Consider the following 13,533-nt stretch of genomic DNA (forward strand, 5'->3'; position numbering starts at 1 on the left):
AATGCTGTTTTTACTTTGTATAAAATAAGGTTTTCCCTTATTAATTTTGTTTCCTAGTTTTGTTCAGACTTCTTACTTTCTTGGCGTTTCATCCAATCACATAAGTTTTTCACAGTGTCACGGTTCAAGTTTGGAGGATAGTGATGCTTTAATCCGGATGAGAACCATGTCTCAACAGATTTTCCTTCCTTTTTTAAGTACTGCTCTAGTTTATATGCATGCTCAATATCCACATGCTGATCCTCTGTACCATGAATAATGAGTACCGGAGTTTGAAGTTTTTCGATTTCAAGTAGTGGTGTCCGGTCATCATAGTTTTCCGGTACTTTATTTGGTGTACCGCCAACAATCCTTTTCAAGCCGCGCCGCATATCCACCCGCTCCCAATATGTTGCTGTCGCATCCGATACACCTGCCCAAGTTACGAGCGATTTAATATCATCACGTAAAATCGCTGTCCACAATACCATTAATCCACCACGGGAAAAACCATACAAATTCACTTTGTCCACTTGAATAAACTGCTTCAGTACTTCTATACCGTTAATTGCATCATAACGGTCATCACCGGCAAATTCATCCTTACCTTCTCCCCCGCGATTTCCGCGATAGTACGGAGCAAATACTACAAAGCCTTGCATCGCAAATTGGGCAATACGTGCAGGTCTCACCATACCGATTGATTGGAGCCCCCCACGCAAATATAAAAGCGCTTCATATGTACCAGCCGCTTTTGGACGTGCCAATAATCCTTTTACACGCAGGCCTTGTGACCAATACGTAATTTCATCTAATCGGATATGGGGATTCGGTGATGGGTAATTGCGTATCGAAAAAATCTTACCATTGTCGTTCATGATTTTTCACTTCCTGCAACATCTTTTTCATTCCTGCATCCCGCATATAGAAGCTTAAATTCGGCAGTTTCCACAGCTCTTCTTCTGTCAGCCATAACATGCCTTCTGTTTCATGATCTCCTGTAAAAGGTTCAATGTCCTTTACTTTGGCAGTAAAAACTGCTTTGCAAAAGGGAATGTCATCATGCACGATGTAGTAGGCAAACCATTTTACATCTTCAATTACAACATTTGCTTCTTCATAAACTTCACGGATGGCCGCTTCGTATAATGTCTCTCCAGGCTCCTGCTTGCCTCCGGGAAACTCAACACCACGACGGTGATGAATCGTACATAACCATTTCCCTTCATATTGCACAAGGGCCAATACATGCTTCGGTTCAACTTCGAAAGGACCTTCATCAAATCTTAAATCTACTTTTAAATTATTTTCATCGATAAATGTAAACATCTTTTCGCTCAACTCCTATTATTAGTGTAACGAACAGATGTCTACGGTTCAATCAAATCGCCTAATTAGCGAGTAAAGTATGGCAGTTGCTCGACGAACCTTTTCGCTTCCTCGTCTCCAAATTCATGAATCAGGGCATATACCTTTTTAAGTCGGTGGTCGATTTCATGATTTAATCTGTCCAAATGATATGGAATAAACGGCATATGTGCACGGAAGGCATTTGACGCTTCCAGATGTTGCATCTGATCGAACAGCTTCATAAATACACGAGCCTTTTGCGGTTCCATTTTTAAAACAAATTCATACGAAGATCCAGGATGCAAATTGCATGTTAAATTGGCAACGGATACATAAACATTATTTTTTTCCATTATTCTCACCTCATATTTAAGGTGGACTGCAATAAAATCATTTATACATTGGAAGCATATATCGTGCAATCATTCCATCAAATGATCAATAAAAAAACGACCCCCAAAACGGAGTCGTTTTATCCAATATTAGTTGCCTAAATAAGCATTTAACATCCATGTATGCTTTTCAAGGCTTTGGAATTGAGCATTCAGTAAATCCTCTGTACGGTCATCGCCTTCTTCAGAAGCTGTTTCCATTGCCTTATTTAAAGCTTCCATAATCGTATGGAAGTCTTCGATTAATTTAGAAACCATTTCCTCTGTTTCTTCTTTTCCTGAAGCCTCTTCAATTAGAGAAAGCTCTAAATGTTCCTTTAATGTTGCAACAGGCTTGCCGCCCTTCGTTAAAATTCGTTCTGCAATTTCATCTAAATTTAAAGTTACTTCGTTGTAAAGCTCTTCAAATTTGACGTGTAATGTAAAGAATGATGGTCCGTTTACATACCAGTGATAGTTATGTAACTTCGTGTACATTACCGACCATGTTGCTACTAAATCATTTAATTGTGTGTTTAATTGTTTCTTTGCCATTTGTCCTTCACCTCATAAATTATATTTAAAACTTCGATAACGAAATTTTAATCCTGATATTAAATCTTTCTATTTCTTTTATTTTTAGAAATGTATCATTGCTTGTATTATATCCGTTATCCCACTTCTTAAAACATTTAGTTCAATCATTCTTCACACTCACCGCAGGGTTTTTCCAGTAAAATGGAAGATGAGGTGAAAAAAATGAGCTTACCTATTGTATTGATTATTATCTTAACGATAATGGGTATTTTTGCATTCTCTATTATTTTACTTGCCCGGAAAAACAGCGTATCATTAAAGCAAACCGTTGATTCCAAACCAATCCGGACTTATAAAAATGGAGAGCAAAAACAGCAATGAAAAAACTATTTATCGGATTAATTCGTCTTTACCAAAAATATATTTCGCCTATGACACCACCATCTTGCCGGTTCCACCCGACTTGTTCGAGCTATGGAATTGAAGCAATTCAAAAACATGGTGCAATAAAAGGATCGATCATGACGATCATTCGAATCATAAAATGTCAGCCGCTTCATCCTGGTGGCTTCGATCCTGTTCCAGAAAAATGGCCTTCGAAAAAAAAATAATTTTCGAAGGCTTTTTATATTGTTTTTTTTTATTGAATCCTGTATGATTGAAAATGTTCAAAAATACAAATCGTAATAATTACTATTTAAGGAGATTTAATTAATGAAAAAATGGTTTTCAATCATTTCGATGTTTACACTTGTTTTATTATTAGCTGCCTGCAATGCAGATGATACGAAAAAAGACACAAACGAATCACAGCAAAAGGAAGATGCCCTTTCTGTTTATACAACCGTTTACCCATTGCAGTATTTCACGGAACAAATCGGTGGAGAGTTTGTTGATGTTTCTTCCATTTATCCTGCAGGTGCAAATGAACATTCGTTTGAACCAACTCAAAAAGATATGATGGCGTTAGCAGATGCAGATTTATTTTTCTACATTGGTCTTGGTTTAGAAGGTTTTGTTGAAAATGCGCAAAAGACTTTGGCAAATGAAGACGTAAAATTAGTTGCTACTGCTGCCAATGTAACGGAAGATCAGCTTCATATTTCCACAGGACATACACACGCTGAGCATGAGGAACATGATGACCACGGACATGAAGAAGAACACGCACACGAAGAACACGATGCCCATGTATGGTTATCCCCAATTATTTCACAGCAGTTAGCTTTAACGATTAAAGATGAACTAGTTAAAGCTTTACCGGAACACGAAGCAACATTCAATTCAAACTACGAGCAATTAGTAACAGATCTTGCGGCATTGCACTCAGACTTTGAAGAAATGGCTGCAGCTACTACGAAAAAAACATTCTTTGTATCGCATGCAGCATTCGGCTACATTGCGGGACATTACGGCTTCAATCAAGTGCCTGTAGCTGGTTTAAATTCGCAAAGTGAGCCTTCACAAAAGGAATTAACGGCAATAGTTGATTTAGCAAATAAAGAAAATATCCAGTATATTTTCTTTGAACAAAATGTTTCTTCAAAATTAACGGAAATTATTCAAAAGGAAGTTAATGCAGAACCGTTAACATTGCATAATTTAAGTGTTTTAACGAAGGAAGATATCCAAAACAATGAAGACTACTTTACGTTAATGCGTAAAAATATGGATGTTCTCAAGCAAGCTTTGAGCAATTAATCATATAAAAAGGTCCAAGCATAATGAATGCTTGGACCTTCTTTATCTCCTCATCACTCTTCCAGCAGCTGCATCAACTTTCTTCTTAGCAGTTTATTGGAACCGCTTCGAGGTAAATGACTGACGAAGTGAACATGTTTCGGAACTTTATAATTTGCTAAGTGCTGTTTGCAAAATCCAATGATTTCTTGATCTGTCATCTGTTCTTTTGCAACAATAAAGGCAACAGGGACTTGCCCCCATCTGTCATGCTCCATACCGCAAACACCCGCCTCTTTTACGTTCGGGTGTCCGAGCAATAAGTTTTCGATTTCCGCCGGATAAATATTTTCTCCACCTGAAATAATTAAATCACTGCGACGATCAACGACAAATAGATACCCTTGTTCATCCAAATAACCAACATCTCCTGTATGAAGCCAGCCATTGATGGTTGTCGGTTTGTCTTTAAAGCGACCAATATATTTCGGCGTGACATGAGGTCCGCGGATTAATATTTCACCAATGGACTCCCCGTCTTTTGCATCAATTTTAATTTCATTGAAAAACAGCGGCTTACCGGCAGATCCGATATGTGTCATTGCATCCTCGTTTGCCAGTGTCGCGGTTTGCGAAGACGTTTCTGTCATACCGTAAGTTTGGGCAACACGCAAGTCCAGTTCTTCTGAACGTTTTAAATAATCGATCGGTACTGGACCGCCACCTGCTAATGCGACTGTGAAATTGGGATGTGCTTTTTTACCAGCCTGCTCCATTTCGGAAAGTATATTTTCAAGGATGACCGAAACGACCGACATTTTCGTAACGGTACCTTCCATAATTTCCTGTGCACATTTTTCAGCATCAAATTTTTCATATAAACGTATTTTCATCCCATATAGCAATGAACGGACAACAATCGAAAAACCACTTATATGAAAAATCGGAACAGTACAAAGCCATGTATCCTTCTCTGAAATGCCTAAATTCAATGCTGAGCTAATTGCACTTGAACTATGGTTTGAAACGGTTTGACAAACTCCCTTCGGAAAACCAGTCGTCCCGGATGTATACATAATCGTCAGAGCAAAATCCTCATTCCACTGTGCTGCAATATCATATTCCGACTCCATTGTCTTATAAAGCTTCGAAAATGGGATGATTCGGTCATCATCAGGAAGTTTAACAAGCTCTTCATCTGCGACTAATATCGCGTCTACTTCAGCATCTTCAACTTGATACGCAAGCTCATGCTTTGCCAATCTGCCGTTCAGCAGCACCATTTCGCATTGTGCTTGCATACATGCATACAGCAGTTCGATTAAATGCGGTGTAGATGGTGCTAAAATAGCCACCCGTTTTCCATTTGTTAAACGAAGTGTATTTAATTTATAAGCTAAACTAACAGACTGTAAATAAAGTTCGTTAAACGTCCATTGCTCGTCATGAAAGCTCAATGCAACCCGATTCGGTGTTAAATAGGCTCGTTGCTTGATCCAGTTTGGCTGCATCCTTTTTCCCTCCTATCGTAAAGAAAAGGGATGTCCAAAGTTTTCGGACATCCCTTTTGAATTATTTAACGAACAAATCAAGGGAAACGTGGGAATTGACCGAAGTCTGGTTTACGTTTCTCTTTAAATGCATCGCGGCCTTCTTTTGCTTCATCTGTTGTGTAGTATAGAAGTGTCGCATCACCAGCAAGTTGTTGGATACCAGCTAAGCCGTCTGTATCTGCATTCATTGCAGCTTTTAAGAAACGTAATGCTGTTGGAGACATTTCAAGCATCTCTTCACACCATTTTACTGTTTCATCTTCTAATTGCTCATATGGTACTACTGTGTTTACTAAGCCCATTTCAAGTGCTTGCTGCGCATCGTATTGACGGCATAAGTACCAGATTTCACGAGCTTTTTTGTGTCCTACGATACGTGCTAAGTAACCTGAGCCGTAACCAGCATCGAATGAACCGACTTTAGGTCCTGTTTGACCGAAACGTGCATTTTCTGCAGCGATTGTTAAGTCACATACTACGTGCAATACGTGCCCTCCGCCGATTGCATAACCTGCTACCATCGCTACAACCGGTTTAGGAATTTTACGAATTAACGTTTGTAAGTCTAATACGTTTAAGCGAGGAATTTGGTCATCGCCTACATAACCGCCATGACCGCGTACTTTTTGGTCGCCGCCAGAGCAGAATGCATGCTCGCCCTCACCTGTTAGAATAATTACACCAACACGCTCATCATCACGAGCACGTGTGAAAGCATCGATCATTTCCGCTGTTGTTTTTGGACGGAAAGCGTTGCGAACTTCTGGACGGTTAATCGTAATTTTTGCGATCCCGTTATAATATTCATACTTAATATCTTCGTAAGTATGTAAAGATGTCCATAGACGTTGCTTTGTCATATATATTGCCTCCTATTTCGGTTATGAAATCGTTTCCTTTACTATTGTAGCAAACTTTGTCGGATTTTCCACATGAATTGCGTGGCCAACTGCTGGAATTATAAGATGATTTGCTTTTTTTATATGCTCTTGCATTTCAATGTTTAATTGAATGAATTTCCCATCACGCTGTCCGGTAACAAGTGTCACAGGCATCGTTAATGTATTAAGCTTACCCCAAAGTTCCGGCATTACACCTGTCCCCATCCCGCGCAGACTGTTTGCAAGGCCGATCTCACTTTGCTGCATTCGCTCTGTTCGAATTTCCTGCTGTACTTCTGCAGGAAGACTTTTTTGAGAAGCAAATAGCGGTATATTTTCCCACTTGGTTACGAATGATTCAATCCCATTCGCGAGTATCTTTTCAGCGAGTGTATCATCCGCCTGCTTTCGTATACTACGCTCCTGGTTATCCTTTAAACCCGGAGAAGCACTTTCCAACAGTAAATGCTCGATTGCAGCCGGGTAGCGAACTGCATAGCTCAATGCTACACGCCCCCCCATCGAATAGCCTATCAGCGAGAAAGTATCAAGCTGTAAGTAATGGAAAAGTTCATGCAGCAGTTCCACTTGAAAATCCATAGAGTAAAATTCAACAGTAGCCGGTGCCGCTGTTTTACCGTGTCCGATTAAATCAACGGCAATACATCTGATGTTTGACGGCAGTTGCGAAACTATCTTTTTCCAAGTATTTGTGCTCCCAGTAAAACCGTGGAGAAATACAATTGTCTGAGTTGCCTGTTCATTCCACTGTTCTATATTTACATCCTGGCCTTTTACAGTGAATCGAGCCATTGTTCCATCACCTCATGAATACGCGCCCATAACTCACGGTGCTGCTTTACATTCTCATCACGATCTGTGAAAGCTTCGATTAGTTTAATCGGTGTTTGTTTTTTTGCTATTAATGCATTCTTAAATTGTTCCAAAGATGTGGCTTTTTCGTAATCCAGCTCATACATTTTGGCCATTTGTTCGAATGTCAATGCAGTCGGTGTTCCGAAGAGATCTTCATAATGCTCTTCTACCTTCGATTGCGGTAAATAAGAGAAAATGCCGCCACCGTCATTATTCATGACAATTACCGTTAAATCACATTCCTGATAACGGCTTGCAACAAATGCATTGGCATCATGTAAAAATGCCAGATCGCCAATTAATAAATACGTTTTGCGGTTTTTGCGACCATTACTGAAACCAAGTGCTGTAGATGTTACCCCATCAATTCCATTTGCTCCGCGGTTTGCAAAAATTTGAACAGGGCGATTTTGTGTAAGTAAAAACGTATCAATATCACGGATTGGCATACTGCTGCTGACATAAATGTCGGCGTCTTCCTCAATACTTGTCAGGAATGCCTGTACCATTGCTCCTTCATCAACAGCAAATTGACTGTACTTTTCAATGACATCAGCTGCAAGTAAATCTGCCATTTTCCAAAATTGAACGTACGCCATTTCTGCTTGAGAATGTGCTAATTTCAGATCCGATAGCCATTCTCCAGGTAACGCATGAATGAAATGTGTCGACATATGAGTAGAATCTCTATACATCGGATCTTCATCGATAACAATATAGCTTTGCGGATTTGCCTGTACGATAAACTGCATTAAAAATTTTGATACAGGCTGTGCACCGAATCGAATGACCGTTTGTGGTCGGACATTTCGTTTGAAGCGTTCATTTTTCATCAATGCATCATATGTAGAAATCGCATATATTTGGCAATCTTCCGGTATTTCTGTGCGCAGGTTCGATAAGCTTTCTATCATTACCGGCCATTTCACTTCACGAATAAAATCCCATAAATAATCTGTGTTCGTTCCTAGCGGCAATTCCCCTACAATCAGAATTCCTGTCGTTGTTTGTTCGATGATTGCTGTCAGCTCTGCCACCGCTTGTTTAGCAGGCTGAAGCTCATTTGTATAGCTTTTAATAAAGCTTGAAACCGGCAATTTATCGGTAAAATCAATGATTAGCGGTTCACGGAACGGTATATTTAGATGAACCGGTCCAAACGGTGCGGTCGTTGCAATGTTTACCGCACGCACTGTGTGTCGTTCGATAAACGGAATCGTTTGCGGTGCCTCATCCGGGATCGGGAATTCTGCCGACCATTTTACATTATCGCCGTATAGCCGTACTTGATTGATCGTCTGTGGTGCTCCTACTTCGCGCAATTCATGCGGACGGTCTGCTGTTAAAACAATTAACGGTACACGTGCATATTTTGCTTCGACAATGGCAGGATAGTAATTGGCTGCTGCTGTTCCTGATGTACATACAAGCACGACTGGTTTCGCAGTTGATTTAGCTATGCCTAGCGCGTAAAAGGCTGCCGCTCTTTCATCGACTTGACGATGCATTACGATTTCCTTTGTTGAGGCAAATGCATAGGCAAGCGGTGTAGAGCGAGAGCCGGGACTTACGACAACCTGCTCTACACCAGAAGCTACTAACGCTGACACAATCGTATAAACATATTTGGATAGTACTTCACGTTCATTCATGTAATTGGCCTCCTAAAGCTCGAAGCATTGGACGGAATTTAACGAGTGTCTCTTCATATTCCGATTGTGCTTCCGAATCTTCGACAATTCCTCCGCCTGCATATAAATACGCTTTATCCTGTACTAATGCTGCCGAGCGAATCGCTACCGCAAACTCGCCATTTCCGTCAGCATCGAGCCAGCCGATTGGCGCTGCATACAGCCCTCGGTTCATCGGTTCATATGTCCGGATTATTTCCATTGCCTGTTCACGCGGAACTCCGCCTAAAGCAGGTGTTGGATGCAAATGTTTCACAAGCTGCAAAATTGTTGCATCTTCATTTAACTGTCCTTCAACAGGTGTATATAAATGCTGAATATCACGGATTTTTAATAACTTCGGTCCATGAGGTACCTTTACTTTTGAACAATTCTTTTTGAAGGTATCGGTAATCATCTCAACAACATAGTGATGCTCACCAAGGTTCTTCAAATCGCTCAGCAACGTTCTTCCAAGTTCCTCATCGGCTTCAGCTGTTGGTCCGCGCTTAATCGAACCTGCCACACATGAAGAATAGGCACGTCCGTTGTCTACCTTTACTAACCGTTCCGGTGATGCGCCGTAAAACAGTAAGTCACCATGCTCTAAGCCAAACAAATAACTTTCCGGCTGCTCATGTACGACATGCGACAAAATTTGCGGAGAAGTGATCGTTTCCTTAAATTGCAATGCTAAAGATCGAGCAATGACAACCTTTTGCGCTTCATTTGCTTTGATTAAGCTTGTCACCTTATTGATAGAATTCAAATATTCCTGCTTATACGGTTCCATATAGCTTGTCATCGTCGGCTTCGCATAAGTTTTAACTTCCTTCACTTGTGCTGCATGAATGAGCTCGTCACGTTCTTTACGAAGTGCTTCAAACGTTGTTGCGCTGTTTTCCTCGTCCGTAATATAGTTTATTGTGACATAAGCTTTATCATTGCGAATAACTAACTGATGTGTTGCGACAGTAAAGTAGCTTTGCGGGAAGTTTGTCCATTCTGCTGAAACTTCATTTTGCGGATCAAAAGTAAAGCCGCCAAAAAGGATTGGCTGCAGATGCTGATCTTCCTCTATGATTTGACTCGTCAGTTTCTTCCATTCATGTTCTACTAAATCGAAACGAGCGTCAGACGCATTGTTTTCAATTGTATAGGCATGTCCTAAACCAACCAATGTGAATGTTTTTTCACGATTTTGCCAGTAGTTGCGTTTTCCTTTATATTTCGATTCGCCTGCCGCAAAAAATGCCAATGCGGACAAACGGCTTACTTCTATTGTTTCCATATAAAAAATTTGCTTTGAATTTGAGCCTACTTCTATTTCAGTGGCATTGTACCACTTGTGTTGCATGAAAATTCCCTCCGTCATGTTGCAAATTCACTAAGTATGATGCAAGTATAGCGTTATTTTAATACGTGCCTGAATTTTTATATAATTTGCTCATTTTTTTTGCGTTCGCACTGTAAATAATACCTTCCTATCATAACATTTTTCGAGCAAACGTTACATGTATTGTCCCTTCACTCTGTTCAATTTGTTTTATTTGCATTACAATAGTTTAGATAATTGTATTTAGTTAGGAGCGTTTTTTTATGACAAAAGTCGTTGAAGCGGACAAGGGATTTAAAGTTTGGTGGCATTTAACACGTCCCCACACATTAACAGCTTCATTTGTACCGGTATTATTAGGTACGTCGATGGCACTTTCAATAAATCATGAAACAGTTCATTTTGGCTTATTTTTTGCAATGCTGATTGCCAGTATGCTAATACAGGCTGCAACAAATATGTTCAATGAATATTATGATTATAAACTTGGCTTGGATAATGAAAACTCCGTCGGTATTGGTGGAACAATCGTCCGACATGGTGTAGCACCAAAAACAATTATGGCTATTGCGCTAAGCTTTTACGGCATTGCGATGCTATTAGGTGTTTACATATGTGCCATGACATCCTGGTGGCTAGTTGCTGTCGGACTTGTATGTATGCTGATTGGCTATTTGTATACTGGAGGACCGTACCCGATTGCTTATTCACCATTCGGGGAGTTAGTTTCAGGGGCAGTAATGGGTATGGGTATTGTTCTAATTGCCTTCTTTATTCAAACAGGTGATGTGACAGCTGATGCTGTAATTATCTCAGTGCCGAGTATGATTCTAGTTGGGGCAATCATGCTTTCTAATAATATCCGGGATATTGTAGGAGATACTGAAGGCGGGCGTAAAACAATGGCTATATTGGTTGGCCGACATAACGCTGTTACAGTACTTGCCGGTTTCTTTATTGTTTCGTATATTTGGATTGCTGGCCTTGTAATTCTAGGTCATTTGACACCTTGGGCACTGCTTGTATTATTAAGTTTGAAAAAACCGATTGAAGCGATTAAATTATTCAGAGCAAAAGAAAAACCGCTCGAAGTAATGCCGGCCATGAAATACACAGCCCAAACAAACACGATTTTCGGTTTCTTGTTGGCTGTTGGTTTATTAGTTTCGTATTTCATTTAAAACTAAAAGAGGTATGTTGAATAATCAACATACCTCTTTTACTATTCCATAACCTCATCTACATGATCAATACATGTTAAAGCTGTCGGAATTGCTTCTAAACGCTCAAAAGGAATCTCTTTTCCGCATACGATACATTCCCCGTATGTGCCTTCATCCATTGCGTTTAAAGCTGTTTGAATTCTTTCAATTTCATCTTCCTTCAATTCATTTAATGTTTTTTCTGTAACAATTGTCGTTAAATCGGTCGCTGCATCTGCTGGATGATTATCAACTGCAGTTATTTCTGTATCTTCAACAGCTGGTTCTTCATTAACATGCTCCTGCAAAGTTGCAAGCTCCTCTTCTAAAATGCTACGTAAATGTTGTAATTGATTGATATCCATATAAAATCCCCCTTTTTCCATTAATAAAATATTACCTATATGAGGATTTTTAAACATCTTTTCTTATTTATTTGCTGCATAAGCAATGATTACATCATGCAAAAATTGTGTAGCACCTGGCCCCACACGCTCATCATAGTATGCAGTAAACCGTTCATCACTCACATACATTTGTGCAAGGCCTATATGTGCTTCCTTTGTATATTTTGCCCACGAAAAGCTTAGCCAGCGTTTATGAAGTTCCGCTGCTTCCATCGCAACCTCTGAAGATTCATCTCCAGACGCCATTGCTTCTTTTAATCGTTCAAACAGTTGTTGTTCCAATTGCTGCATAGCATTATATTGCTCTTCTGTCATCTCTTTAAATTTTTTATTGCTCGCTTCCACTTTAGCTTCACCATATTTATTACGTATTTCCTCGCCGTAGTTCTTTTCATTTTCTTCGATTAGATTGTTTTTAAACACGTCAAATTTCTGTTCATTTGTCATCTTAAGTTCCCCTTCCATCGTTTGGATTGTTTGTTCTATCGTTTTCAGTAAGTCATCTATATGTCGTCTTTTCTTTAGTAATAACTCGGATTGTTTTTTTAGCTCTTCTTTTACTTCATAATCTGGATGCTCGAGCAGTTTTTTTATTTCCTCTAACTTAAAATCCATCTCTCGGTAAAAAAGTATTTGCTGTAACCGGTCAATATCTTTTTGGCTATATTTTCGGTAGCCATTTTCTGCAATCGTAGAAGGCATCAGCAAACCGATTTCATCGTAATATCGTAGTGTGCGTGCACTCACACCAGATAGCTTGACTAGTTCGTTTATTAACAATTGATCACCTCCTAATTAGTACTATAAAGGTTGACGTAACGTGAAGGTCAATAGATATTATAAAAAAAGAAGCTAACCTAAGTTTTTTCAGGTTGCTTCAATTAATATCTTTTCCAATCTCGGGATAAACTCGTGCAAATAGCTTTCAGGTAATGCCGACATTTGTTCTAATCCGATCTGTTTCACTTCATAATGACGTATATCATTTTCGTATTTATAACCGGATACTTCAATTCCCTTTATTTTATGATTCGCAAGCAATATAAATTGTTTTAAGTTAGCAGAGTAAATACCATCCAGTTCTTCTCTTTGAATTGAAAACTTCTCAAGACCACCTGTTAATTCATAAACAAATACATTTGCAAACTCATAATCCTTTATTTTTTCATTATCTATACTGTACGGAATGACTCCAAGTGACGTTAATTGCGAAAACATGACCTTAACCCCTACTTCTTCCTCTAATTCGCGTATACCATCTTCAATCGTCTCCGTTGCCAGTATATGACCAGCTGCCGTAATATCAAATTGGTTTGGATAATCCTTTTTATTTTTGCTACGCAGCTGTAAATAAATACGCCATTCAGAATCTACTTTTTCAATAATCCAGCAATGAAACACTTCATGCCAATAACCTTTTGCATGAACGAGATTACGTTGTTCAATGCCCGTTTCCATATAAAATTGATCAAACACTTTTAAACGTTCATTCATAAGCTCTGACTCCTTTTTATACAAAAAAACGCCAAGTACATTGTAATAAGTACTTAGCGTTTTTCGTCTTCCTATGTATGACCCGTACGGGATTCGAACCCGTGTTACCGCCGTGAAAGGGCGGTGTCTTAACCACTTGACCAACGGGCCGATGGCGGAGACAGAGGGATTTGAACCCTCGCGCCGCTTACGCGACC

Annotated in this window: 16 protein-coding genes and 1 tRNA gene; 4 read left to right on the forward strand and 13 right to left on the reverse strand. The window is 39.5% G+C overall.

The window, feature by feature from the left end; all coding sequences use genetic code 11:
• Positions 1–53 precede the first annotated feature (53 nt).
• From CBM15_RS17470 to CBM15_RS17485, 4 genes are all read right to left on the reverse strand, one after another.
• On the reverse strand, positions 54–857 hold the full coding sequence (locus CBM15_RS17470) for an alpha/beta hydrolase family protein (RefSeq protein ID WP_087618462.1): 804 nt from the start codon (positions 855–857) through the stop codon (positions 54–56).
• Positions 841–1,308, reverse strand: coding sequence for an NUDIX hydrolase (locus CBM15_RS17475; protein ID WP_087618463.1), 468 nt, complete (start codon positions 1,306–1,308; stop codon positions 841–843). Before CBM15_RS17475 ends, CBM15_RS17470 begins: the two co-directional genes overlap by 17 nt.
• A gap of 65 nt (positions 1,309–1,373) precedes the next feature.
• Positions 1,374–1,682, reverse strand: a complete 309-nt coding sequence (locus tag CBM15_RS17480) for a transposase (RefSeq protein ID WP_087618464.1) — start codon at positions 1,680–1,682, stop codon at positions 1,374–1,376.
• Positions 1,683–1,811: 129 nt separating this feature from the next.
• Positions 1,812–2,255 (reverse strand): Dps family protein, encoded by a 444-nt coding sequence (locus CBM15_RS17485; RefSeq protein ID WP_008408146.1) that lies wholly within the window; start codon positions 2,253–2,255, stop codon positions 1,812–1,814.
• Between the two features lie 204 nt (positions 2,256–2,459).
• On the opposite strand from CBM15_RS17485, the gene CBM15_RS19405 reads away from it, so the two are divergent.
• The 3 genes from CBM15_RS19405 (at position 2,460) to CBM15_RS17500 (ending at position 3,938) form a co-directional block, all read left to right on the forward strand.
• Entirely contained in the window at positions 2,460–2,618 is a 159-nt protein-coding gene (locus tag CBM15_RS19405) for a hypothetical protein (protein ID WP_193433810.1), read from the forward strand.
• Complete coding sequence (yidD, locus tag CBM15_RS17495) at positions 2,615–2,848, forward strand: membrane protein insertion efficiency factor YidD (protein ID WP_065215473.1); 234 nt, start codon at positions 2,615–2,617, stop codon at positions 2,846–2,848. The genes CBM15_RS19405 and yidD overlap by 4 nt, the downstream gene beginning before the upstream one ends.
• Before the next feature lie 103 nt (positions 2,849–2,951).
• Positions 2,952–3,938, forward strand: a complete 987-nt coding sequence (locus CBM15_RS17500; protein ID WP_087618466.1) for a metal ABC transporter solute-binding protein, Zn/Mn family — start codon at positions 2,952–2,954, stop codon at positions 3,936–3,938.
• A 53-nt stretch (positions 3,939–3,991) separates the two neighbouring features.
• On the opposite strand, the gene CBM15_RS17505 is transcribed toward CBM15_RS17500, so the two are convergent.
• From CBM15_RS17505 to CBM15_RS17525, 5 genes are all read right to left on the reverse strand, one after another.
• Positions 3,992–5,428 carry an o-succinylbenzoate--CoA ligase gene (locus tag CBM15_RS17505; RefSeq protein ID WP_087618467.1) on the reverse strand — a complete coding sequence of 479 codons (1,437 nt, stop codon included), beginning with the start codon at positions 5,426–5,428 and terminating at the stop codon, positions 3,992–3,994.
• Positions 5,429–5,505: 77 nt separating this feature from the next.
• Positions 5,506–6,330, reverse strand: a complete 825-nt coding sequence (menB, locus tag CBM15_RS17510) for a 1,4-dihydroxy-2-naphthoyl-CoA synthase (protein WP_008408141.1) — start codon at positions 6,328–6,330, stop codon at positions 5,506–5,508.
• A gap of 21 nt (positions 6,331–6,351) precedes the next feature.
• The gene (gene menH, locus CBM15_RS17515; protein WP_087618468.1) at positions 6,352–7,164 is read right to left on the reverse strand and encodes a 2-succinyl-6-hydroxy-2,4-cyclohexadiene-1-carboxylate synthase; all 813 of its coding nucleotides are present in this window, start codon (positions 7,162–7,164) and stop codon (positions 6,352–6,354) included.
• Entirely contained in the window at positions 7,146–8,879 is a 1,734-nt protein-coding gene (gene menD / locus CBM15_RS17520) for a 2-succinyl-5-enolpyruvyl-6-hydroxy-3-cyclohexene-1-carboxylic-acid synthase (RefSeq protein WP_087618469.1), read from the reverse strand. Before menD ends, menH begins: the two co-directional genes overlap by 19 nt.
• Positions 8,872–10,254, reverse strand: a complete 1,383-nt coding sequence (locus CBM15_RS17525; RefSeq protein WP_087618470.1) for an isochorismate synthase — start codon at positions 10,252–10,254, stop codon at positions 8,872–8,874. Before CBM15_RS17525 ends, menD begins: the two co-directional genes overlap by 8 nt.
• Positions 10,255–10,496: 242 nt before the next feature.
• Between CBM15_RS17525 and CBM15_RS17530 the strand changes: the two genes are divergently transcribed.
• Positions 10,497–11,414: a 1,4-dihydroxy-2-naphthoate polyprenyltransferase gene (locus CBM15_RS17530; RefSeq protein WP_087618471.1), complete on the forward strand. Its 918-nt coding sequence runs from the start codon at positions 10,497–10,499 to the stop codon at positions 11,412–11,414.
• 41 nt (positions 11,415–11,455) lie between these two features.
• Here the strand turns inward: CBM15_RS17530 and CBM15_RS17535 are convergent, their stop codons facing one another.
• The 4 genes from CBM15_RS17535 to CBM15_RS17550 all read right to left on the reverse strand — a co-directional run bounded on the left by CBM15_RS17535 (position 11,456) and on the right by CBM15_RS17550 (position 13,486).
• Positions 11,456–11,800, reverse strand: coding sequence for a TraR/DksA C4-type zinc finger protein (locus CBM15_RS17535; protein ID WP_087618472.1), 345 nt, complete (start codon positions 11,798–11,800; stop codon positions 11,456–11,458).
• Positions 11,801–11,863: 63 nt separating this feature from the next.
• Positions 11,864–12,622 carry a MerR family transcriptional regulator gene (locus tag CBM15_RS17540; RefSeq protein ID WP_087618473.1) on the reverse strand — a complete coding sequence of 253 codons (759 nt, stop codon included), beginning with the start codon at positions 12,620–12,622 and terminating at the stop codon, positions 11,864–11,866.
• Positions 12,623–12,709: 87 nt separating this feature from the next.
• On the reverse strand, positions 12,710–13,336 hold the full coding sequence (locus CBM15_RS17545; RefSeq protein ID WP_087618474.1) for an NUDIX hydrolase: 627 nt from the start codon (positions 13,334–13,336) through the stop codon (positions 12,710–12,712).
• A gap of 78 nt (positions 13,337–13,414) precedes the next feature.
• Positions 13,415–13,486 (reverse strand) — tRNA-Glu (locus CBM15_RS17550).
• Positions 13,487–13,533: the final 47 nt, after the last annotated feature.

This window comes from Solibacillus kalamii (assembly GCF_002174535.1).
In the GTDB taxonomy this organism is placed as follows: domain Bacteria; phylum Bacillota; class Bacilli; order Bacillales_A; family Planococcaceae; genus Solibacillus; species Solibacillus silvestris.